We start from the raw sequence: 21,674 nt of genomic DNA on the forward strand, positions 1-21,674 counted from the left end.
GCGCGATGACGGTTTGGCGGCGCGAGGGTTACAGAACGATGAATTCGGGCAAATGATCCCTGTGGCGAGGGAGCTTGCTCCCGCTGGGCTGCGAAGCGGCCCCCACGATTTATCCAGATACACCGGATGGGTTGGTTTGCGACTGCTGCGCAGCCGAGCGGGAGCAAGCTCCCCTCGCCACAGAAGCCCCTCAACCTCAGGGTTCGGGATTCAGTCGTCCAGCGCCTTCACCGACTTGGGCGACAACCGCAAGCTGCGCAGGCTGCGCTTCACGCTCTTGAGGTGGTTGACCAGGCTTGGGCCCCGCGCCATGGCGACGCCCATTGCCAGCACATCGATCACCACCAGATGGGCGATACGCGAGGTCAGCGGCGTGTAGATCTCGGTGTCTTCGTGCACGTCGATGGCCAGGTTCACCGTGGACAGTTCTGCCAGCGGCGTCTGGCTCGGACACAAGGTGATCAGCGAGGCACCGCTTTCGCGCACCAGGTTGGCGGTGATCAGCAGGTCCTTGGAACGGCCCGACTGGGAGATGCAGATCGCCACATCGGTGGGTTTCAAGGTCACCGCCGACATGGCCTGCATGTGCGGGTCGGAATAGGCCGCTGCCGTCAGCAGCAGCCGGAAGAACTTGTGCTGGGCATCGGCCGCCACCGCGCCCGAGGCGCCGAAGCCATAAAACTCGACACGCTGGGCCTGGGACATGGCCGTGACGGCTTTTTGCAACGCCACCGGGTCGAGCTTCTCGCGAACCTCCATCAGGGTATGCAGGGTCGTGTCGAAGATTTTCAGGCTGTAGTCCGCGACCGAGTCGTCCTCATGGATCGCAAACTGACCGAAGCTCGCACCGGCCGCCAAGCTTTGCGCTAGCTTGAGTTTCAGGTCCTGGAAGCCCGAGCAACCGATGGCCCGGCAGAAACGCACGATGGTCGGCTCGCTGATGCCGACGCTGTGGGCAAGATCGGCCATGGAGCTATGCATCACGGCCGCTGGATCAAGCAGTACGTGATCGGCGACTTTCAGCTCCGACTTGCGTAGCAAGTGGCGTGACTGGGCGATGTGTTGCAGCAGGTTCAAGGGGCTGGACTCTTGTTATGGGCAGATGCCGGGATGTAGCAAGCTTGTAGTTATACTACAAGAATTGGCTTTTTGCCCGTCCAAAACGTAACTGGATGACCTCGTCGCCCCTTTGTTTTGGCCGAGGATCCGCCGATGTAGCAGCTTGTGCCATAGCGCAAACCTTCAACGCTGCCGATCCGCTGATTTCCAGCCCCGTCCTGAACTTCCAACCCGGGGGGAAATCGTCTATTGGTCATTAGCCAATCACCCAATAACTTGCTCCCCCTCAACAATATATCTCTGCAACACTAGACAGTAGATCTTAAGACCGAACCAAGTAAGCCGTCGAAAACTCATTTCTCCTTACAATACCAACCGCAATTGAGCAGACGCTACCAAGGCAAAGTAGATATATTGGCTCCCGCAGGAAGCAATCAACTTAACTACAGGAGTTACTACCATGAAAATCACGACTAAAGATTGGACCGCACAAATCGACCGCATGCCAGGTGCCGCGTCTTTCCGTACCTTTGGCACCGTCAGTGTAGCCAATAGCGGCGTTATCCCCACGCTGGTACGCAGCGACCTACAGGACAAGTCCTTTGATCTGCGACTGGAATTGAAACTTAAACACTCCGACGGAGTTTCACTGCCGGTACTGACAGACAAGTTCGTTGAATATAAAGAGCTGGGCGACTCCAATGTCACTGGCGTCAGTATTTTTTTCGAAGGCCAGTTACTGCACCACATCGATGAAGTGCTAGTCACTAACTAAGCGTAGACCCCATAACTTCCCGTCAGACGATTTCGTTGCCTGACGGGAAGTTATCGTCGTGGTTCAGGCTCATTCAACCAGGTGTTGCGCCCGCAACAACCCAGCCAACCCTTCAGCCTCTACCGGCCGGCTGATCAGATACCCTTGAACCTCATCGCAACGTTCGTTCCTGAGGAACTCGAGCTGCTCCTGCCGCTCAACGCCTTCGGCCACTACCTTGAGCGACAACCCATGGGCCATTGCAATGATTGCCCGGGTAATGGCCGTGTCCACGCTGCCCTCGCCCAACCCACGAATGAATGCCTGGTCGATCTTCACGTAATCCACCGGGATACGCTTGAGGTAACTCAGCGATGAGTAACCGGTGCCAAAATCGTCGATCGCCAGCTTGACCCCAAGGTCACGCAATTGCTGGAACGTGGCGATGATGTGCTCGACGCTGTCGAGCAACTGGCTTTCGGTCAGCTCCAACTCCAGGTATTGGGGTTCCAGGCCGGTTTCTTCCAGCACTTGCCGCACCAGGCTGACCAGCTTGCCCTGGCGCAATTGATGCACCGACAGATTGACTGACACCCTGATCGGCGCGAGCCCCTGGCGCTGCCATTCGCATGCCTGCCAACAAGCCTGGCGCAACACGAATTCGCCAATCGGCCCGATCAACCCGGTTTCTTCGGCCAGGCCGATGAAATCCCCCGGAGGCACCCGGCCCATGACCGGGTGATCCCAACGCACCAGCGCCTCGGCGGCGTTCAGGCGACCGGTCGCCAGGCACAGTTTTGGTTGATAAAAGACCTTCAGCTGCCGCTCTTCCAAGGCCTTGCGCAGTTGATTTTCCAGTTGCAGGCGCTCCAGCGTGCTGGCCTGGAGGCTGTCGGTGTAGAACTGGAAGTTGTTGCCCCCCAGATGCTTGGCATGCTGCATGGCCATGTTCGCCTGGCTGACCAGCGTTGCAACTTCCCGCGTATTGTCAGGCAACAGGCTGATGCCGATGGAGGCACTGAGCACCAGTTCATGGCCTTCGATGGTCAGCGGCACTCGCAACTTGGCGGCCAGTCGGGTCGCCACCCGCGCCAGGCTTGAAAGGTTGCCATAGGCATCGAACAACACCGCAAACTCATCGCCGGACAGCCGGGCGATGGTATCCGCCTCGGGCAGTGCATTGATCAGGCGTCGGGCCATTTTCTGCAACAACTGGTCGGCGATGTCATGACCAAGGCTGTCGTTGAGCAATTTGAAACGGTCCAGGTTGATATGCAGCAACGCCAGGCTGCGCCGTCCACCCTGGCGCACACGCTGATGGGCCTCGTGCAGGCGCTCACGAAACAGCGAGCGATTGGCCAACCCGGTCAATTCGTCGTAATGGGTCAGGTAGCGCATTCGCTCTTCGGATTCGCGTCGCGCCGAAAGATCGGCGAAGAAGCCTACGATATGACTGACATTTCCCCGAGCATTGCGCACGACATTCAGTTGCAGCCATTGCGGGTACAGTTCGCCGTTGGCTCGCGCCTCTACCAGCTCACCCTGCCAGGTGCCGTGCTGCTTGAGCGATTGGCGAATGACGGGGTAGTGCCGGCGCGCGTCGCGGCTGCACGGCAGCTCAACTACATTGCGCCCGAGCATGTCATCGATATCGAACCCGGTGACCCGGGTGAACGCCTGGTTGGCAGCGAGTAGTACGTAGTTGGGGTCGAAAATCACGATACCTTCGCTGGCGGCCTCGAACACCGTGGCCGCCAGTTGCCGTTGCTGCTCGAGCTCCTTGCTGGCGCTGATGTCGCGCCGGGTGCCGACCATACGCAGCACCCGTCCGCTCTCGCTACGCTCCACCGCCCGGCCACGGTCTTCGATCCAGACCCAGTGACCATCGCCGTGACGCACGCGGTATTCGATCTGGTAATCCTCGCTGCGGCCCTTGAGGTGTTCGACCAAGGCTCGCTTGAGCGCCGGCAGGTCTTGGGGGTGCAGCCGCGGGGTGAGATGGCTGAGCATCGCCGTGACGTATTCGGGCTCCAGGCCGAACAGTTCCTTGAGCTGAGTGTGGTGGACTTCATCAGTCTGCAGATTCCAATCCCACAACCCCAACTCACTGGCCTTCAGAGCCAGGGCCAGACGCGCCTCGCTCTTGCGCAGGGCCTGGCTGGCGACCTCCAGTTCAAGACTGCGCTGCGCTACCCGCGCCTCCAGGCCAACCTGGGCCGCCCGCAGTTGCTCCTCGGCACAACGACGTTGCTCGACCTCCCGGGCCAGCGCGGTGTTGAGCTCAACGCTCCGGGCCTGCGTCTGCTGCAAGTGCTCGATCAGCGCCTGGTTCTGGAAACGGCGCAGCATGCCGCTTTTGATCAACCGGTTGACTTGCCAGGCCACCACGCTCAGCGAGACCAGCACAATCAGCCCAAGCCAGCCCCACCCGCGTTGCTGCTCATCGCCCCCCCAGAAGAGATAGCCAATGGCCGGCAACAGGCAGGGCAAGGTAAAGGACAGGAACGCAGGCAGACTCACCGCGTAGGCCACGCTGGCCGACAGGGCGGCCGCGCCAATCAGGCCGAACACCCAGGCCTGCTGCTGGAAGCTGTCGGCCGGGACCAGCGCGATGCCAGCCCCGGCCAACGTCAGGCCGGTCATCGCCGAACCCAGCAAAAACATACGCAGCCAGATCGGGTGCGCCTGGCGGCTTGGCATGGCCGAATCGAAAGCGGCCACCTGGATCACCCGCAACGCCACCAGTGACAACAACCAGACGAGCCAGACGCTGACCAGGAAATAGCGCCGCGGCTCCCATAACAGCGCGGCGCAGACCAGACCGTTGAGCAACATGAACAGCGTAGGCAGCAGTGAGCCTTGATACAGCAGACGTGTGCGCTCGACCGCCATCTCCATGGCGTACTGCTTATAGATGACCCGCGGTTCCACACTGGGGCCCGCCGGATCGGAATTGAGGGTCATTGGCACTGTTCTTGTTCTTATTCAGTGGAGCGTGGAGAACCCGAAGCGAGCACCGAGCATACACAAGCCATGGGCCATCCCACACTGCCCCAGCTCATAAAAACGCTGAAAAAAGTCGCTGTTTCATTGGGTGGCGACGCTCTCGAGCGAGCCCCGCCAATGGCTGTAGCCTGTGACCCACCGGTCATCCACAACCGGTCTTTTATCGGCTGATGCAAAGCTCGGTTTGCCCGGGGTGACGCCGCACCCTAGAATGCCCCGATGCGCGATGATCTCTCCCTTCTGCTGAACTCCCTCAACGATGCCCAACGCCAGGCCGTAGCAGCCTCCGTGGGTCGTCAGTTGGTCCTGGCCGGTGCTGGCTCCGGTAAAACCCGAGTGCTGGTGCACCGTATCGCCTGGTTGATCCAGGTCGAGAACGCCTCGCCCCATTCGATCCTGTCGGTGACATTCACCAACAAGGCCGCGGCCGAGATGCGCCATCGCATCGAGCAACTGATGGGCATCAACCCCGCCGGCATGTGGGTCGGCACGTTCCACGGCCTGGCGCACCGCTTGTTGCGGGCGCACTGGCAGGAAGCCGGGCTGAGCCAGACCTTCCAGATCCTGGACAGCGACGACCAGCAACGCCTGGTCAAGCGGGTGATCCGCGAGCTGGGCCTGGACGAGCAACGCTGGCCGGCCCGCCAGGCGCAATGGTTCATCAATGGCCAGAAAGACGAAGGCTTGCGCCCGCAGCACATCCAGGCCAGCGGCGACCTGTTCCTGGCGACCATGCGTAGCATCTATGAAGCCTACGAGGCGGCGTGCCAACGCGCCGGGGTCATCGACTTCTCCGAGCTGCTGCTCCGGGCCCTGGACCTGTGGCGCGACCACCCAGGCCTGCTGGCCCACTATCAAAAGCGCTTCCGGCATGTATTGGTGGACGAGTTCCAGGACACCAACGCCGTGCAATACGCCTGGTTGCGCCTGCTCGCCAAGGGCGGCGACAGCCTGATGGTGGTGGGTGACGACGACCAGTCGATCTACGGCTGGCGCGGTGCCAAGATCGAGAACATTCACCAGTATTCGGCGGACTTCCCCGACGCCGAAGTCATCCGCCTGGAACAGAACTACCGCTCCACCGCCGGCATCCTCAAGGCCGCTAACGCCCTGATCGCCAACAACACCGGGCGCCTGGGCAAGGAATTGTGGACCGATGGCGGCGAAGGCGAAGCGATCAACCTCTACGCCGCCTTCAACGAACACGATGAAGCCCGCTACGTGGTGGAAACCATCGAAAGCGCGCTGAAAACCGGCCTGGCCCGCAGCGACATCGCCATCCTGTACCGCTCCAACGCCCAGTCGCGGGTACTGGAAGAGGCGTTGCTGCGCGAACGGATCCCGTACCGCATCTACGGCGGCCAGCGCTTCTTCGAGCGCGCCGAAATCAAGAACGCCATGGCCTACCTGCGCCTGATCGAAGGTCGCGGCAACGACGCGGCCCTGGAGCGGGTGATCAACGTGCCGACGCGGGGCATTGGCGAGAAAACCGTCGAAGCCATTCGTGATCACGCCCGCCACAGCCACGTCTCCATGTGGGAAGGCATGCGTCAGCTGGTCGCCAACAAAGGCGTGACCGGTCGCGCCGCCGGTGCGCTGAAGGCGTTCATGGACCTGATCGAGGACCTGGCCGCCAAGTGTGGGGAGATGCCGCTGCACTTGATGACCCAGACCGTCATCGAGCAATCCGGCCTGATCGCCTACCACGAAGCGGAAAAGGGCGAGAAAGGCCAGGCCCGGGTGGAAAACCTCGAGGAACTGGTCAGCGCCGCACGCAACTTCGAAAACACCGAAGAAGACGCAGACCTGTCACCGCTGTCGGCCTTCCTGGGCCATGCCTCCCTGGAGGCCGGCGACACCCAGGCCGACGAGCATGAAGACAGCATCCAACTGATGACCCTGCACAGCGCCAAGGGCCTGGAATTCCCCTACGTGTTCCTCGTGGGCATGGAAGAAGGCCTGTTCCCCCACAAGATGAGCCTGGAAGAACCTGGGCGTCTGGAAGAAGAACGGCGCCTGGCCTATGTCGGTATCACCCGCGCCATGCAGAACCTGGTACTGACCTACGCCGAAACCCGACGCTTGTATGGCAGCGAGACCTACAACAAGGTGTCGCGCTTCGTACGTGAAGTACCGAAGGGCCTGATTCAGGAAGTGCGGCTGTCCAACAGTGTCAGCCGACCGTTCGGTGGCGGCCAGCAACAGAGCACCAGCAGCCTGTTCGGCGGTAGCGACATCCCGGAAACCGGCTTCAGCCTTGGCCAGACCGTGCGGCATTCGGTATTCGGCGACGGCGTGATCCTCAACTTCGAAGGTGCCGGGGCCCAGGCCCGGGTGCAGGTGAACTTCAGCGAAGGCAGCAAGTGGCTGATGCTGGGGTATGCCAAGTTGGAAGCGATCTAAAAATTTGCTAAACCCTGTGGAGCAAGGCTTGTGGGAGCAAGGCTTGCCCGCGAGGCGGTGGCGCATCCGACATAGATGCGTCAGATAGATCGCTATCGCGGGCAAGCCTTGCTCCCACAGATACCTTCCCCTACCCATACTAGTTTTCCGATAGAACTTGTCCCCCTTTCCTACAGCCCAAAGCGAACAAGCCCTCTTGCGCGGCGAAGCTGAACCTAACCTGTCACGCAAAAGCCCGAAACACTCTGTCGCTAGCCAGCAACAGTTCAGCTGTGCAACATGGCGCGCGTGCTATCCACAAATGGGAATGCCTTTATATGAAACGTTTTCTTAGCATCGCCATGGCGCTGTGCATCGGCCTGACGATGGCCATCGACGCCAATGCCGCCAAGCGTTTTGGCGGTGGTAAAAGTTCGGGCGCAGCCCCGACTCACCAGACCAGCCAGATGGCGCCGTCCTCTGCCGCCGGGTCCACTGCCGCCACCGCAGGCGCGGCCGGTGCCGCGGGCGCAGCCACCAAGGCCAGCGGTGCTTCGCGCTGGCTCGGCCCCCTGGCCGGCATCGCCGCCGGTGGCTTGCTCGCTTCCATGTTCATGGGCGACGGCTTCCAGGGCATGCAAATCTTCGACATCCTGATCATGGCGGTCATCGCCTTCCTGGTCTTCCGCTTCATTGCCGCCCGTCGTCGCAAGCAGCAGGAGCAATTGGCTCCGGCCGGCCACGCGCCGATGCAGCGTGAAGTGTTCAACCAGCAGCCTGCCAGCGGCTCGATCTTCGGTGGTTCGGCAGCGCCTGTGGCCGCCCGTCCGGTCATCAACGCGCCGGCCTGGTTCAACGAGCAACGCTTCATCGAAGCCGCGCGCAGCCACTTCATGTCCTTGCAGCAACACTGGGACGCGAACGAAATGGACAAGATCGCCGAGTTCGTGACCCCGCAACTGCTGGAGTTCCTCAAGCGCGAGCGGGCCGAGCTGGGTGATGGCTTCCAGTCCACCTACATCGACAATCTCCAGGTGCAACTGGACGGTGTCGACGATCGCGCCGACAAGACCATCGCCACCCTGACCTTCAGCGGTGTGTCGAAGGATTCTCGCTTCGACAAGGGCGAAGCGTTCAGCGAAAGCTGGAACATGGAACGTGCCCAGGGTGACGACCAGCCTTGGCTGGTAGCCGGCATCCGCCAGAACGGTTGAACCTTTGCGCGGTTTGCATGTTGAAATAAAAGAACCCCGGCCCAGGCCGGGGTTTTCCATTTCGCGGTTGCATCTATAGCGAGCTACTGTATAAACCGCTCCATGTAGAACCGCGCCATCGAGAAAAGAGGATCCCGGACGTGGAAGAAATCATCGAACAATTGCGTGAAGCCAACGAGCCCGTGCCGGTCCCGCTGGAGTTGCCCGACGAAGACCTGCTGGTAGAGATCGAAGAACAGCTGTTCATCGATATCCCATTCGTCTTCAGAGAGTTTTTGCTGACCGTCAGCGATGTTGTCTATGGCAGTCTGGAACCGGTGACCGTCACCGATCCACAATCCCACACCTACCTGCCAGACGTGGCCGCCAATGCCTGGGATGCCGGTGTCGACCGCAGCCTGATCCCGATCTGCCAGGACGGCGACGATTACTACTGCGTCGAAGAAGACGGCACTGTGGTGCTGTGGCAAGCCGAAGAAGAACTGATCGCCGAAGAAACCTGGGAATCGGTCTGGCACTGGGCCCGGGACGTCTGGCTGGAAAGCTGAGCCCCGACGCTGGTCAATGCCCGGACGATTCCTTGTGATTGTCCAGGGTTTCAAGCAAGGCCACCTGCATCCGCGTATGCAGGCGGATGAACCAGCGCCAGAGCAGTGCCGCCACGGCAGTCGCCACCACGGCGATCAATACCAGTAACTTGTTGGTCGGCAGAATGCTGGCCGACAAGGCTGCCAATAACAGGAAAATCACCAGCAGCGAGAGAATCGGGATCACTTCGGCGATCACCCGACGCACCCGCTGTGTATGGCGGCCAGCCATCTCCGGCTTCACGCCCATCTCCGCCAGCAACATCGACAGCGCCTTGAGCTTGCGGTAGGCGGCGATCAGGAACGGCAGCGACAGCAGCAACGCCCCGCCCCAGATCAACGCCTTCTGCCAGCTCGGGTCGCTGATCCAGGCTTGCAGGTAAGCCGACATCCGCTCGGCAAAATAACCGCCCGAGACAAAAATCGCGATGACCAGCGCCAGGTTGACCCCGACCTGCAGCAAGATCCGCCGGATCATCGACGCCACCATCGCTCCTTCGCCATGGGGCTGGATGCTGCGCAGCCATTCGCCATACATCCCCAATACCCGGGTCAGCCGTTGCGGCATAACCGTCGCCAGCCTGACGGACAGCGGGTCGGCGGCCCGGATCAGGTAAGGCGTGAGCAGTGTGGTCAACACCGAGACGGCGACCGCGACCGGATAAAGGAAGTCGCTGGTGACCTGCAGGGTCATCCCCAATGACGCAATGATGAAGGAGAATTCGCCGATCTGCGAAAGCCCCATCCCAACTCGCAGCGAGGTGCGTCCGTCGTTGCCGGCGATAAAGGCACCGAGGCCGCAGGACAGCATCTTGCCGAGCACCACGGCGCCCGTGATCACCGCAATCGGCCAGGCGTACTGCAGCAATATCGCCGGATCGAGCATCAGCCCGATGGCGACGAAGAAAATCGCGCTGAACAGATCACGCACCGGCTCCACCAGCCGCTCGATTTTCAGCAGTTGCCGGGACTCGGCCATGATCGCCCCGATCAGGAACGCCCCGAGCACCATGCTGTATTCCAGCTTCACCACCAACAGGCAGAAACCGAAGCACAGGCCCAGCACGGTGATCAGCAGCATTTCGTTGCTTTCGAACTTCGCCACGTAGGCCAGCACCCTCGGCACCAGCAGAATGCCGATGACCAACGCCACGATCATGAACAACGACAGCTTGCCGACCGTGGAAAACACCTCGCCGGAGCTCACGGTGCCGCTGACGGCAATGCTCGACAGCAAGGCGATGATGCCAATGCCCAGGATATCCTCGACGATCAACACCCCGAAAATCAGCTGCGCGAAACGCTCGTTCTTCATCTTCAGGTCGTTGAGGGCCTTGACGATGATGGTGGTGGAGGAAATGGCCAGGATCGCGCCGAGGAACAGCGAGTCCATGGTGCTCCACTCGAACCAGCGACCGATTTCATAGCCGATCCAGATCATCAGCACGATTTCGAGGAACGCCGCGATGAAGGCCGTGGCCCCGACCTTGAACAGTTTGCGCAGGCTGAATTCCAGGCCCAGGCAAAACATCAGGAAGATCACCCCGAGTTCGGCCAGGGTCTTGATCGTGTCTTCGTCGTGGATAAAGCCGAACGGCGGCGTATGCGGGCCAATGATGAAGCCGGCCACGATGTAGCCCAATACCACCGGCTGTTTGAAACGATGAAAGAGTACGGTCACCAACCCCGCCGCCATCATGATGATCGCCAAGTCCTGAATGAAGCTGATGGCATGCATGTCGGGGCTCCCTGTTCAAAATGACTCACTGCAGAGCTGGAGAAATCCGTTTCCTCTGTAGGAATTGCCCTCGCAATGGGCTTTTGAAGGGTAACACCGCGACTTCCGACAAAAAGACGGTGCAATATATGGAAACAGATCCATCGGCGCGTGACGGCAACCACAGCCGCAGCGTCCCGATATCGGTGGTTTTTAAAACCTGGGTGACCTGTGTACAGGCCCCTCACCAGCACCCGCAGAGGTGCCCCTCCACAATTGCTGCCTTGAACCGTGAGTACGTTATGGAACCCGGAAACGCCCAACTGTCGATGACGGTGTTGATGACCCCCGATATGGCCAACTTCTCTGGCAATGTCCATGGCGGCACCCTGCTCAAATACCTCGACGAAGTCGCCTACGCCTGCGCCAGCCGTTACGCCGGGCGCTATGTGGTGACCTTGTCGGTAGACCAGGTGATCTTTCGTGAGCCGATTCACGTCGGCGAGTTGGTGACCTTCCTGGCCTCGGTGAACTACACCGGCAACACGTCGATGGAAGTGGGCATCAAAGTCGTGACCGAAAATATTCGCGAACGCTCGGTACGCCACACCAACAGTTGCTTCTTCACCATGGTGGCGGTGGATGACCAGCGTAAACCCGCGCCCGTACCGCCATTGCAGCCGCAAAACAGCGAAGCGAAACGCCGCTACGAACAGGCCCAGCAACGTCGGCAGATTCGTCAGGAACTGGAGCGACGCTACCAGGAGATCAAGGCGGATGGGCCTTGATCGGTCACTTAAAAAAATGTGGGAGCGGGCTTGCTCGCGAAAGCGCAGTGTCAGGCAGCATTTAGCTAACTGATTCACCGCTTTCGCGAGCAAGCCCGCTCCCACAGGGGTTTCATGGCGCTTGCTGATGGGTCAGGCCGCTGGCTGATCCAGCTCCAGCCCAACGCCCAGCTGGCGCGACAGGCACGGCCAGCGCTTCCAGGCAGCGCCGGTGTCCGGGCTGCCCAGCTTGTCCCGGTAAGTTTCCACCGACTCCAGCGCAAAGCTGTCTTCGTCGAGCATCTCGTCCACGGCGTGATGCACGGCTTCATCCAACTGGTTGGCGAACGGTTCGCCGATCAAATGGTGGGCGATCAGGTTGGCGACCGTCATGTCCAGCGGGATCAACGGCTGGCTGAAATGCTTGATATACAGATCGTTGACCTCCTCCACCAACCGATGCGCCAGGTAGGCCTCATCCAACAGGCCGTCCAGGCCGACGTGACCTTCCATTACCTTGGGCGGCTGGAGGAAAAACTGTTCGGCGATCTTCAGTACGGGCTTGATCTGCGATTCGATACCGGCTTCGCGGGCCACCTCATTGGCGGCGTCCAGCAAGTCCGGCACCTGCTCGATGTAAGCGGTGACAAAACGGGTCATGACGCCCTTCGCGTCGATGTCTGGCAATTGGATCGCGGCATGCAGATGCGGTAACTGGGCCTCCAGCTGGCGGGTCAATTGGCCGGTCTCGGCTTCGTGTTGTTGGGCTTTTTGGATCTGCTCGCGCAATGCGGCGGTGTTCATGACAACTCCAGGAAACAAAGGCAATGAAATAGGGAAGACATAACTTAGCTGGCGCAAAAACACTCCTAAGACCTATTTTTCATAACCGTCTCTTCCTTGCTACGTCACAGTTATATCGGTTTGCCATCACTCAGGCTCGCATCCTTCTCCATTCGTGGGCTCTAGCGCAAGCCCCGGGTGTTTCAAACGATTTACGCCATCGCGTTGCGAGGTTGCAGGTGCTGTCTATACTCGGTTTGGAATGGAGTTAGCTGATGACACCCGATTGCATGTGCAGCAAGGCGCGGCGAGTCAATTAAGCAGTCTGAATAGCCGATCCCTTGCCGCAGGCTTTACGCCTACGGGATAACAAGAACGATAAGGGGAACCCGCAATGACGCGACATCCACACGTATGGATGGGCCTCCTGTTGTGGTCGATTTTCAGCCAGGCGCAAGCGGCCTGGACTGTGAATATGGCGCCTGGAGCGACACAGATCAGCAATGCAGTGTTCGACTTGCACATGACCATCTTCTGGATCTGTGTAGTCATCGGCATCATCGTCTTCGGCGCCATGTTCTGGTCGATGATGATGCATCGCCGCTCAACCGGCCAAAATGCCGCGCATTTCCACGAAAACACCCGCGTCGAAATCCTCTGGACCATCGTGCCCTTCCTGATCCTGGTGTTGATGGCGATTCCTGCCACCGCCACCCTGATCAAGATGTACGACTCCAGCGAGTCGGACATCGATATCCAGATCACCGGCTATCAATGGAAGTGGCACTACAAGTACCTGGGCCAGGACGTCGAGTTCTTCAGCAACCTGGCCACCCCCGCCGAACAGATCCATAACCAGAGCGCCAAGGGCGAGCATTACCTGCTGGAGGTCGACAAGCCGCTGGTGCTGCCGGTCGACGCCAAGGTGCGCTTCCTGGTGACCTCCGCCGACGTGATCCACTCCTGGTGGGTGCCGGCCTTCGCGGTCAAGCGCGATGCGATCCCCGGGTTCGTCAACGAAGCCTGGACCCGCGTCGACAAGCCCGGCCTGTATCGCGGCCAATGCGCCGAGCTGTGCGGCAAGGACCATGGCTTCATGCCGATCGTGGTAGAGGTCAAGAGCAAGCCCGACTACGAGAAATGGCTGGGCGAGCGCAAGGCCGAAGCCGCGCAGCTCAAAGAATTGACCAGCAAGGAATGGACGCGCGAAGAACTTGTTGAGCGTGGCGACAAGGTTTACCACACCACCTGCGTGGCCTGTCACCAGGCCGAAGGCCAGGGCCTGCCGCCGATGTTCCCGGCGCTCAAGGGCTCGAAAATCGCCACCGGACCCAAGGCTGATCACCTGAGCATTGTCTTCCACGGCAAGCCCGGCACCGCCATGGCCGCGTTCGGCAAACAGCTGTCGGAAGTCGATATCGCCGCGGTCGTGACCTATGAACGTAACGCCTGGGGCAACAACAAGGGCGACATGGTTACGCCCAAAGAAGTGCTGGAACTCAAACAGGCGGAAAGCAAATGAACCGGCCTGACGTTAGTTCCCGCAACCGGACGGGGCTCAACGCCCCGCGCCGTCCAGCCCACTCGTTCGAAGGAGACAGGACATGAGTGCTGTGATCGATGACCACGGTCATGCCGGCGCCGACCACGCCCATGGCCCCGCCAAGGGCCTGATGCGCTGGGTGCTGACCACCAACCACAAGGATATCGGCACGCTGTACCTGTGGTTCGCCTTCTCCATGTTCCTGCTGGGCGGCTCGTTCGCCATGGTGATCCGCGCCGAGCTGTTCCAGCCCGGCCTGCAGATCGTGCAGCCGGAATTCTTCAACCAGATGACCACCATGCACGGCCTGGTGATGGTCTTCGGCGCGGTGATGCCGGCGTTCGTCGGCCTCGCCAACTGGATGATTCCGCTGATGATCGGCGCGCCGGACATGGCCCTGCCGCGCATGAACAACTTCAGTTTCTGGCTGTTGCCAGCCGCATTCCTTATGTTGGTCTCGACGCTGTTCACCCCAGGCGGCGGGCCGAACTTCGGCTGGACCTTCTACGCGCCACTGTCCACCACCTATGCGCCGGAAAGCGTGACGTTCTTCATCTTCGCCATCCACCTGATGGGCATCAGCTCGATCATGGGCGCGATCAACGTGATCGCCACCATCCTCAACCTGCGCGCCCCCGGCATGACCTTGATGAAAATGCCGCTGTTCGTCTGGACCTGGCTGATCACCGCGTTCCTGCTGATCGCGGTGATGCCGGTGCTGGCCGGCTGCGTGACGATGATGCTGATGGACATCCACTTCGGCACCAGCTTCTTCAGTGCCGCCGGTGGCGGTGACCCGGTGCTGTTCCAGCACGTGTTCTGGTTCTTCGGCCACCCCGAGGTGTACATCATGATCCTGCCGGCCTTCGGTGCCGTCAGCTCGATCATCCCGGCGTTCTCGCGCAAGCCGCTGTTCGGATACACCTCGATGGTCTACGCCACGGCCGCCATTGCGTTCCTGTCGTTCATCGTCTGGGCGCACCACATGTTCGTGGTCGGCATTCCGCTGGTGGGCGAGCTGTTCTTCATGTACGCCACCCTGCTGATCGCCGTGCCCACCGGGGTGAAGGTGTTCAACTGGGCCAGCACCATGTGGCAGGGCTCGCTGACCTTCGAGACACCGATGCTGTTTGCCGTGGCGTTCGTGATCCTGTTCTCCATCGGCGGTTTCTCCGGGCTGATGCTGGCAATCGCCCCGGCGGACTTCCAGTACCAGGACACCTACTTCGTGGTCGCGCACTTCCACTATGTGCTGGTGCCCGGCGCGATCTTCGGGATCTTCGCCTCGGCCTACTACTGGCTGCCGAAATGGACCGGCCACATGTACGACGAAACCCTCGGCAAGCTGCACTTCTGGCTTTCGTTCATCGGGATGAACATGGCGTTCTTCCCGATGCACTTCGTCGGCCTGGCGGGCATGCCCCGGCGGATTCCCGACTACAACCTGCAGTTCGCCGACTTCAACATGGTCTCGTCCATCGGCGCGTTCATGTTCGGTACCACGCAGATCTTCTTCCTGTTCATCGTGATCAAGACCATCCGTGGCGGCGAACCGGCACCGGCCAAGCCGTGGGATGGGGCCGAAGGGTTGGAGTGGAGCGTGCCGTCGCCGGCGCCGTATCACACCTTCACTACGCCGCCGGAAGTGAAATGAACACCGCCGCTTCTGTGGGAAACACCGCAGCTTTTGTGGGAGCGAGCCTGCTCGCGATAAGCGCGACTCGGTGTGTCAGATACACCGCTATCGCGAGCAGGCTCGCTCCCACAGGGTTCTCGGTAGGGACTGGAAACCATGGCTGAGTCGATTTCGCTGAAAAAACTGGTCACTCGCCTGCTGATAGTGGTGGTGGCCATGTTCATCTTCGGCTTTGCCCTGGTGCCGATCTACGACGTGATGTGCAAGGCGTTCGGCATCAACGGCAAGACCGGTGGGCAATACGAAGGTGAGCAGACCGTCGATGAGTCACGCCAGGTCCGCGTGCAGTTCCTGTCGACCAACGCGGTGGACATGGTCTGGGATTTCTACCCCAAGGGCGACCAACTGGTGGTCAAGCCGGGTGCGGTGAACGAGATGGTCTTCGTCGCCCACAACCCCACCGACCGGCCGATGAGCGCCCAGGCAGTGCCGAGCATCTCGCCGAGCACCGCGGCGGCGTATTTCCACAAGACCGAATGTTTTTGTTTTACCCAGCAAGTGCTGCAACCCGGCGAACGCATCGAAATGCCTATGCGCTTCATCGTCGACCGGGACATGCCCAAGGAAGTGAAGCACCTGACGCTGTCCTACACGCTGTTCGATATCACCGCTCGTCATCCACCGGTGGCTCTAAACACTGACCGATAGCGTGCCCGATAAGGAGAACAATAAATGGCAACTCACGAACACTATTACGTCCCGGACCAGAGCAAATGGCCGATCATCGCCACGGTCGGGATGTTCGTCACGGTGTATGGCCTGGCGACCTGGTTCAACGACCTGAAGGCGGCGCGCCCGGAATCCCATGGCCCGCTGATCTTTTTCATTGGCGGCCTGCTGGTGGCCTACATGCTGTTCGGCTGGTTCGGCGCGGTGGTCAAGGAAAGCCGCGCCGGGCTGTACAGCGCACAACTCGACCGCTCGTTCCGCTGGGGCATGAGCTGGTTCATCTTTTCCGAGGTGATGTTCTTCATCGCGTTCTTCGGCGCGCTGTTCTATGTGCGCAACATCTCGGCGCCTGGCCTGGCGGGCGAAGGCACCAAAGGCCTGTCGCACATGCTCTGGCCGAGCTTCGAGTTCGCCTGGCCGTTGCTGAACAACCCCGATCCGAAACTCTTCCCGGCGCCCAAGGAAGTCATCAGCCCGTGGGGCTTGCCGCTGCTCAACACCGTGCTGCTGGTCAGTTCCAGCGTCACCGTCACCATCGCCCACCACGCCCTGAAAAAAGGCCATCGCGGCGCACTGAAGCTCTGGCTGGCGATCACGGTGCTGCTGGGTTGCGCCTTCCTGGGCTTCCAGGCCGAGGAATACATCCACGCCTACAAGGAACTGGGCCTGACCCTGGGCTCCGGCGTCTACGGTGCAACGTTCTTCATGCTCACCGGGTTCCACGGCGCCCACGTCACCATCGGCACGATCATCCTGTTCGTCATGCTGATGCGGATCATGCGCGGGCACTTCGACAACGAGCACCAGTTCGGCTTCGAGGCGGCGAGCTGGTACTGGCACTTCGTCGATGTGGTGTGGATCGGCTTGTTCGTCTTCGTCTACGTGCTCTGAGGCACGACTACCAGGGTGCGTGAGACACCAACTGGCCGCTGAAAAAACCCCAGGCGATCAAGCCGACGGTGACAGCGGCCAGGCTGACCCGCACCGCCAGGGCGATGACCAGGCGATTGGAATCGCTGTCGTCCTTGACCAGAAAAAACAGGCCGCTGAACAGGCTGGCAATCGTGGCAATCAGCATCAGGACGATGGCTGCTTTTAGCATCAGGAACACTCCGGGGGGACGCGATGCACGTGAGTATAGCTATCCCGTTCGACGGCTTTCGGACGGCGCCATGAAACACTTCCGGCCGGGCATCGTGCCATCGCTGGTGGTCGCCATTCTGGTGCCCGTGATGGTGTGCCTGGGGTTCTGGCAATTGAGCCGGGGCGAACAGAAGCGTGTGCTCATGGAAAATTATGCCGAGCGCCGCGTGGCCCCGCCGCTGGACAGCACCGAGCTTGCGCACACCAGCGATCCGGCCTTTCGCCCGGTCACGCTGCAGGGCCAGTTCGACAGCGAGCACAGCATCCTGCTGGATAACCGCCAGCACGACGGCAAGGTCGGCGTCGAGTTGCTGCAACCGTTCCTCGACCACCGGACCGGGCTGTGGCTGCTGGTCAATCGCGGCTGGCTGCCCTGGCCTGACCGCCGCACCCCGCCGGTCTTCAACACACCGGAACAACCAATAAGCCTACAAGCCTGGGTCTACGTCGCACCCGGCGCGACATTCCAGCTCCACGCCGACCCGGCGGGCGCGCCCTGGCCACGACTGGTCACCGCCATCGAGCCGGACAAGCTCTGGGCCGAACTGGACCGCAACGGCTTCAACTATGAATTACGCCAACAGAGCGGCCCCGGCGCCTACCGGACCGATTGGCCCGTAGTGGCCATGGGTCCGGAAAAACACCTCGGCTACGCCGTGCAGTGGTTCGCCATGGCGACGGCACTGTTCGGCCTGTTCCTTTATCTCGGATGGCACAACGCAGGGAGACACCATGGGAAGCACCATGAATCCAACCAACACGTCTGAGGCGCCCAACCGTCGCAAGGGCCGCGTGCAATTGTTGCTGATCGTGCTCGGGGTGATTGGCCCGATGATCCTCGCCACCGGCATGTACAAATTCCAGTTCTGGGTGCCGGAAAGCCGCAGCTACCACGGCGAACTGATCGGCAACGGCCAGACCCGAGCCGAGATCGGCGTACAGGCCGATGAGCAGCGCTGGCAGATCCTGGTCACCGCACCGCAGGAATGTTCGGTGGATTGCCGGCAACTGGTGTACCTGGCCCGCCAGGTCCAGATCGGCCTGGGCCGCGAAGCCGGCCGCGCCAGCCATGCCCTGGCGGTGGCGCAACCGCTGGACGCGGACTATGACGCGCAACTGCAGCGCGAATACCCACAACTGCAACGTTACCCACTGGACCTGCCGGCCTATCAAAAGGGCGCCCAAGGCTCCGGCGGCGCCCAACTGTGGATCATCGATCCCCACAGCAACCTGGTGCTGCGCTACGACGCCCGGGTCAAGGGCAAGGACTTGCTCAACGACCTGCGCCATTTGCTGAAACTGTCGAACATCGGATGAGGACATCGACATGGCCAAACCTGGATTTCGCCTCGCGCTGTTCGCCACGCTGCTGGCACTGATCGTCGTCCTGCTGGGCGCCTACACCCGGCTGACCCACGCCGGCCTCGGTTGCCCGGACTGGCCCGGTTGCTACGGTTTTATCAGCGTGCCCAAGAGCGAAGCCCAACTGGCCCATGCCGAACTGCATTTTCCCGACGCCCCGGTGGAAGCCCACAAAGGCTGGAACGAGATGGTCCATCGCTACTTTGCCGGGACCTTGGGGCTGTTGATTACCGTGCTGGCTGCCCGGGCCTGGATGAACCGCCGTCACCCGGGCCTGCCATTGAAGTTGCCACTGTTCCTGCTCGCCGTGGTCTTTGCGCAAGCGGCGTTCGGCATGTGGACCGTGACCCTCAAGCTGTGGCCGCAAGTGGTCACCGGGCATCTGTTGGGCGGGTTCGCGACGTTGAGCCTGCTGTTTCTACTCACCTTGCGCTTGTCCGGCGTATTGCCGGCGCTGACCGTGCCCAAGCGCCTGCAACATTGGGCGACGGCCGGGCTGCTGCTGGTGATAGGCCAGATCGCCCTCGGCGGCTGGGTCAGCTCCAACTACGCCGCCGTGGCCTGCATCGATTTCCCCACCTGCCACGGCCAATGGCTGCCACCGGCCGATTTCGCCAACGGCTTCCACCTGACCCAGCACATCGGTCCCAACTACCTGGGCGGGCAACTGGACAGCGACGCCCGCACCGCCATCCACCTGACCCACCGCATCGGCGCGTTGCTGGTGACCGTGGTGCTGCTGGGGCTGGCCTGGCAATTGAAGACCGTCGGCATGACCCGCCTAGCCGGCCTGGTGCTGGCGGCACTGGCGGCGCAGATCACACTGGGCATCAGCAACGTGCTGTTCCATCTGCCGTTGCCGGTGGCCGTCGCCCACAACGCCGGGGGCGCCGCGCTGCTGCTGACCCTGGTGCTGGTCAACTATCACGCCCGCACCAGCCTGGTCCGGGTCAAGCATCAAGTCCCGCTGCGCTGGCGGTTCAATCCGCATAAACACAGCCCCAGCCCCATAACAATAAAAGGAGAGATGCCATGGCAACCTTGACCGGTGAACGCCACAGCCAAGCGATCTGGCGCGATTACCTGGAGCTGACCAAGCCCAAAGTGGTGGTGCTGATGCTGATCACCTCGCTGGTCGGCATGTTCCTCGCCACCCGCGCTGGCGTGCCGTGGACGGTGCTGGTGTTCGGCAACCTGGGCATCGCCCTGTGTGCCGGCGGCGCGGCGGCGGTCAACCATGTGGTGGACCGGCGCATCGACGCGGTCATGGCCCGCACCCACAAACGGCCGCTGGCCGAAGGACGGATCTCACCGGCCGCCGCGCTGACCTTCGCCTTGGCACTGGCCGTGGCCGGCCAGGCCCTGCTGCTGGCGTTCACCAACCCGCTGACAGCCTGGCTGACCCTGGCCTCCTTGCTCGGTTATGCGGTGGTCTACACCGGGTTCCTGAAACGGGCGACACCGCAGAACATCGTCATCGGCGGCCTCGCCGGTGCGGCGCCGCCGCTGCTGGGCTGGGTTGCGGCCACCGGGCATGTCAGCGCCGAACCACTGTTGCTGGTGCTGATCATCTTCGCCTGGACCCCGCCGCACTTCTGGGCCCTGGCGATTCACCGCAAGGAGGAATACGCCAAGGCGGATATCCCGATGCTGCCGGTGACCCACGGCGAGCACTACACCAAGATCCATATCCTGCTATACACCCTGGTGCTGCTGGCAGTGAGCCTGATGCCGTTCGTGATCCATATGAGCGGGATGCTGTACCTGATTTGCGCGCTGGTACTGGGTGCCAGGTTCCTGCAATGGGCCGTGGTGTTGTACCGTGGCAGTCGGCCGCACGCGGCGATCAACACCTTCAAGTACTCTATTTATTACTTGTTCCTGCTGTTCATCGCCCTGCTTGTAGATCACTACTTACTGTTGAGCCTATGACTCGAACCCAGAAAACCGTCTTCATTCTCGTGGCCGTGATCGCGTTGATCCTCGGCCTGACCATCAATAAAGTGCTGTCCGGCAAAGGCCAGGGCGACCCGACCGCGCTGATCGATGCCGGCATCATCCTGCTGCCCCAGAGCCGCAACCTGCCGGACGTGAAAATGACCGACCAGGACGGCCAGCCCGTGGCGATGGACGGCTTGAAAGACAAATGGAGCCTGCTGTTCTTCGGCTACACCTTCTGCCCGGACATCTGCCCGACCACCCTCGCCCAACTGCGCCAGATCAAAAGCGAACTGCCGCCCGAGGCTGTGGATAAGTTGCAGATCGTATTGGTGAGCGTCGACCCCAACCGCGACACGCCCAAGCAACTCAAGCAGTACCTGGGTTACTTCGATCCGCAGTTCAAAGGCCTGACCGCTTCATCGGTTGAAGACCTGCAGAAACTGGCGAATGCGGTGAGCATTCCGTTCATCCCGGCGGACACCAGCAAACCCAACTACACCGTCGACCATAGCGGCAACCTCGCCGTGATTGGCCCGGACGGTACCCAACGTGGGTTTATTCGGGCGCCGCTGAATAATCAGAAGTTGGTGGCGCAATTGCCGGAGATGCTCAAGCGTAAATAACGCCACGACGAGAACGCTTGCTCCCACCGCCATTCTCCTGTGGGAGCGGGCTTGCTCGCGAAAGCGGCGGGTCAGCTTGCATCAATGTTGAACATACAGGCCTCTTCGCGAGCAAGCCCGCTCCCACACTGGATGGTGGCCGAACACAGTATTTGCAACAGCCCCGCCCACTATGGGAGCGAGCTTGTTCGCGATGAAATCGACGCGGTTCCAGACCAAAACAAGTCACCCGCATCGCCGGCAAACCCCGCTCCTACAGCCCCCACCTACACACCTCCACCAAGCCACGCATCCTTGCGCCTTTGCCTAAAACTACGCCAGAATCCGCCAGCTTGTGCGCCTTTTCCCTGGGTTCTATTGTCTTCCTGCCACTGCCCATCAGTGGTCGGGTTTAGTAGCCCGAGGTAATCGAAGTTGTACAAGCGCTT

At 61.0% G+C, this 21,674-nt stretch carries 19 protein-coding genes; 14 read left to right on the forward strand and 5 right to left on the reverse strand.

Features of this window, described 5'->3' with window-relative positions; all coding sequences use genetic code 11:
* Positions 1 to 210 precede the first annotated feature (210 nt).
* Entirely contained in the window at positions 211 to 1,077 is an 867-nt protein-coding gene (hexR, locus tag GN234_RS17880; RefSeq protein ID WP_003187110.1) for a transcriptional regulator HexR, read from the reverse strand.
* Between the two features lie 442 nt (positions 1,078 to 1,519).
* Here hexR and GN234_RS17885 point away from each other — a divergent pair, with 442 nt between their 5' ends.
* Positions 1,520 to 1,834, forward strand: a complete 315-nt coding sequence (locus GN234_RS17885) for a hypothetical protein (RefSeq protein ID WP_109752920.1) — start codon at positions 1,520 to 1,522, stop codon at positions 1,832 to 1,834.
* Positions 1,835 to 1,903: 69 nt separating this feature from the next.
* On the opposite strand, the gene GN234_RS17890 is transcribed toward GN234_RS17885, so the two are convergent.
* Positions 1,904 to 4,777 carry an EAL domain-containing protein gene (locus GN234_RS17890; protein ID WP_109752919.1) on the reverse strand — a complete coding sequence of 958 codons (2,874 nt, stop codon included), beginning with the start codon at positions 4,775 to 4,777 and terminating at the stop codon, positions 1,904 to 1,906.
* Positions 4,778 to 5,038: 261 nt separating this feature from the next.
* On the opposite strand from GN234_RS17890, the gene uvrD reads away from it, so the two are divergent.
* The 3 genes from uvrD (at position 5,039) to GN234_RS17905 (ending at position 8,963) form a co-directional block, all read left to right on the forward strand.
* Positions 5,039 to 7,222, forward strand: a complete 2,184-nt coding sequence (uvrD, locus tag GN234_RS17895) for a DNA helicase II (protein ID WP_109752918.1) — start codon at positions 5,039 to 5,041, stop codon at positions 7,220 to 7,222.
* Positions 7,223 to 7,539: 317 nt separating this feature from the next.
* Positions 7,540 to 8,415, forward strand: coding sequence for a Tim44 domain-containing protein (locus GN234_RS17900; RefSeq protein WP_109752917.1), 876 nt, complete (start codon positions 7,540 to 7,542; stop codon positions 8,413 to 8,415).
* A gap of 140 nt (positions 8,416 to 8,555) precedes the next feature.
* A complete protein-coding gene (locus tag GN234_RS17905) occupies positions 8,556 to 8,963 on the forward strand; it encodes an SMI1/KNR4 family protein (protein WP_003187120.1) in 408 nt (135 codons plus the stop codon).
* 13 nt (positions 8,964 to 8,976) lie between these two features.
* On the opposite strand, the gene GN234_RS17910 is transcribed toward GN234_RS17905, so the two are convergent.
* On the reverse strand, positions 8,977 to 10,740 hold the full coding sequence (locus GN234_RS17910) for a cation:proton antiporter (RefSeq protein WP_109752916.1): 1,764 nt from the start codon (positions 10,738 to 10,740) through the stop codon (positions 8,977 to 8,979).
* A gap of 281 nt (positions 10,741 to 11,021) precedes the next feature.
* Here GN234_RS17910 and GN234_RS17915 point away from each other — a divergent pair, with 281 nt between their 5' ends.
* Positions 11,022 to 11,507 carry an acyl-CoA thioesterase gene (locus tag GN234_RS17915; RefSeq protein ID WP_109752915.1) on the forward strand — a complete coding sequence of 162 codons (486 nt, stop codon included), beginning with the start codon at positions 11,022 to 11,024 and terminating at the stop codon, positions 11,505 to 11,507.
* Between the two features lie 132 nt (positions 11,508 to 11,639).
* Here the strand turns inward: GN234_RS17915 and GN234_RS17920 are convergent, their stop codons facing one another.
* Positions 11,640 to 12,290, reverse strand: a complete 651-nt coding sequence (locus tag GN234_RS17920) for a hypothetical protein (protein WP_109752914.1) — start codon at positions 12,288 to 12,290, stop codon at positions 11,640 to 11,642.
* Positions 12,291 to 12,663: 373 nt separating this feature from the next.
* Here GN234_RS17920 and coxB point away from each other — a divergent pair, with 373 nt between their 5' ends.
* From coxB to GN234_RS17940, 4 genes are all read left to right on the forward strand, one after another.
* Entirely contained in the window at positions 12,664 to 13,791 is a 1,128-nt protein-coding gene (gene coxB, locus GN234_RS17925) for a cytochrome c oxidase subunit II (RefSeq protein ID WP_109752913.1), read from the forward strand.
* An 82-nt stretch (positions 13,792 to 13,873) separates the two neighbouring features.
* A complete protein-coding gene (ctaD, locus tag GN234_RS17930; RefSeq protein ID WP_176688844.1) occupies positions 13,874 to 15,466 on the forward strand; it encodes a cytochrome c oxidase subunit I in 1,593 nt (530 codons plus the stop codon).
* A 138-nt stretch (positions 15,467 to 15,604) separates the two neighbouring features.
* The gene (locus GN234_RS17935) at positions 15,605 to 16,156 is read left to right on the forward strand and encodes a cytochrome c oxidase assembly protein (protein ID WP_109752911.1); all 552 of its coding nucleotides are present in this window, start codon (positions 15,605 to 15,607) and stop codon (positions 16,154 to 16,156) included.
* A 24-nt stretch (positions 16,157 to 16,180) separates the two neighbouring features.
* The gene (locus tag GN234_RS17940; protein ID WP_176688845.1) at positions 16,181 to 17,068 is read left to right on the forward strand and encodes a cytochrome c oxidase subunit 3; all 888 of its coding nucleotides are present in this window, start codon (positions 16,181 to 16,183) and stop codon (positions 17,066 to 17,068) included.
* Positions 17,069 to 17,075: 7 nt separating this feature from the next.
* Here GN234_RS17940 and GN234_RS17945 read toward each other — a convergent pair whose 3' ends face one another.
* Positions 17,076 to 17,279, reverse strand: a complete 204-nt coding sequence (locus GN234_RS17945) for a twin transmembrane helix small protein (protein ID WP_109752909.1) — start codon at positions 17,277 to 17,279, stop codon at positions 17,076 to 17,078.
* 70 nt (positions 17,280 to 17,349) lie between these two features.
* Here GN234_RS17945 and GN234_RS17950 point away from each other — a divergent pair, with 70 nt between their 5' ends.
* The 5 genes from GN234_RS17950 to GN234_RS17970 are packed head-to-tail and all read left to right on the forward strand — an operon-like array spanning position 17,350 to position 21,246.
* Positions 17,350 to 18,087 (forward strand): SURF1 family protein, encoded by a 738-nt coding sequence (locus tag GN234_RS17950; RefSeq protein ID WP_176688846.1) that lies wholly within the window; start codon positions 17,350 to 17,352, stop codon positions 18,085 to 18,087.
* Positions 18,053 to 18,637, forward strand: coding sequence for a hypothetical protein (locus tag GN234_RS17955; protein ID WP_163855931.1), 585 nt, complete (start codon positions 18,053 to 18,055; stop codon positions 18,635 to 18,637). Before GN234_RS17950 ends, GN234_RS17955 begins: the two co-directional genes overlap by 35 nt.
* A gap of 10 nt (positions 18,638 to 18,647) precedes the next feature.
* Positions 18,648 to 19,727: a COX15/CtaA family protein gene (locus GN234_RS17960; protein WP_109752906.1), complete on the forward strand. Its 1,080-nt coding sequence runs from the start codon at positions 18,648 to 18,650 to the stop codon at positions 19,725 to 19,727.
* Positions 19,715 to 20,614, forward strand: a complete 900-nt coding sequence (cyoE, locus tag GN234_RS17965; RefSeq protein ID WP_163855933.1) for a heme o synthase — start codon at positions 19,715 to 19,717, stop codon at positions 20,612 to 20,614. Before GN234_RS17960 ends, cyoE begins: the two co-directional genes overlap by 13 nt.
* Positions 20,611 to 21,246: an SCO family protein gene (locus tag GN234_RS17970; protein WP_109752904.1), complete on the forward strand. Its 636-nt coding sequence runs from the start codon at positions 20,611 to 20,613 to the stop codon at positions 21,244 to 21,246. The genes cyoE and GN234_RS17970 overlap by 4 nt, the downstream gene beginning before the upstream one ends.
* Positions 21,247 to 21,674 lie beyond the last annotated feature (428 nt).

It is taken from the genome of Pseudomonas bijieensis, assembly GCF_013347965.1.
Classification (GTDB): domain Bacteria; phylum Pseudomonadota; class Gammaproteobacteria; order Pseudomonadales; family Pseudomonadaceae; genus Aquipseudomonas; species Aquipseudomonas bijieensis.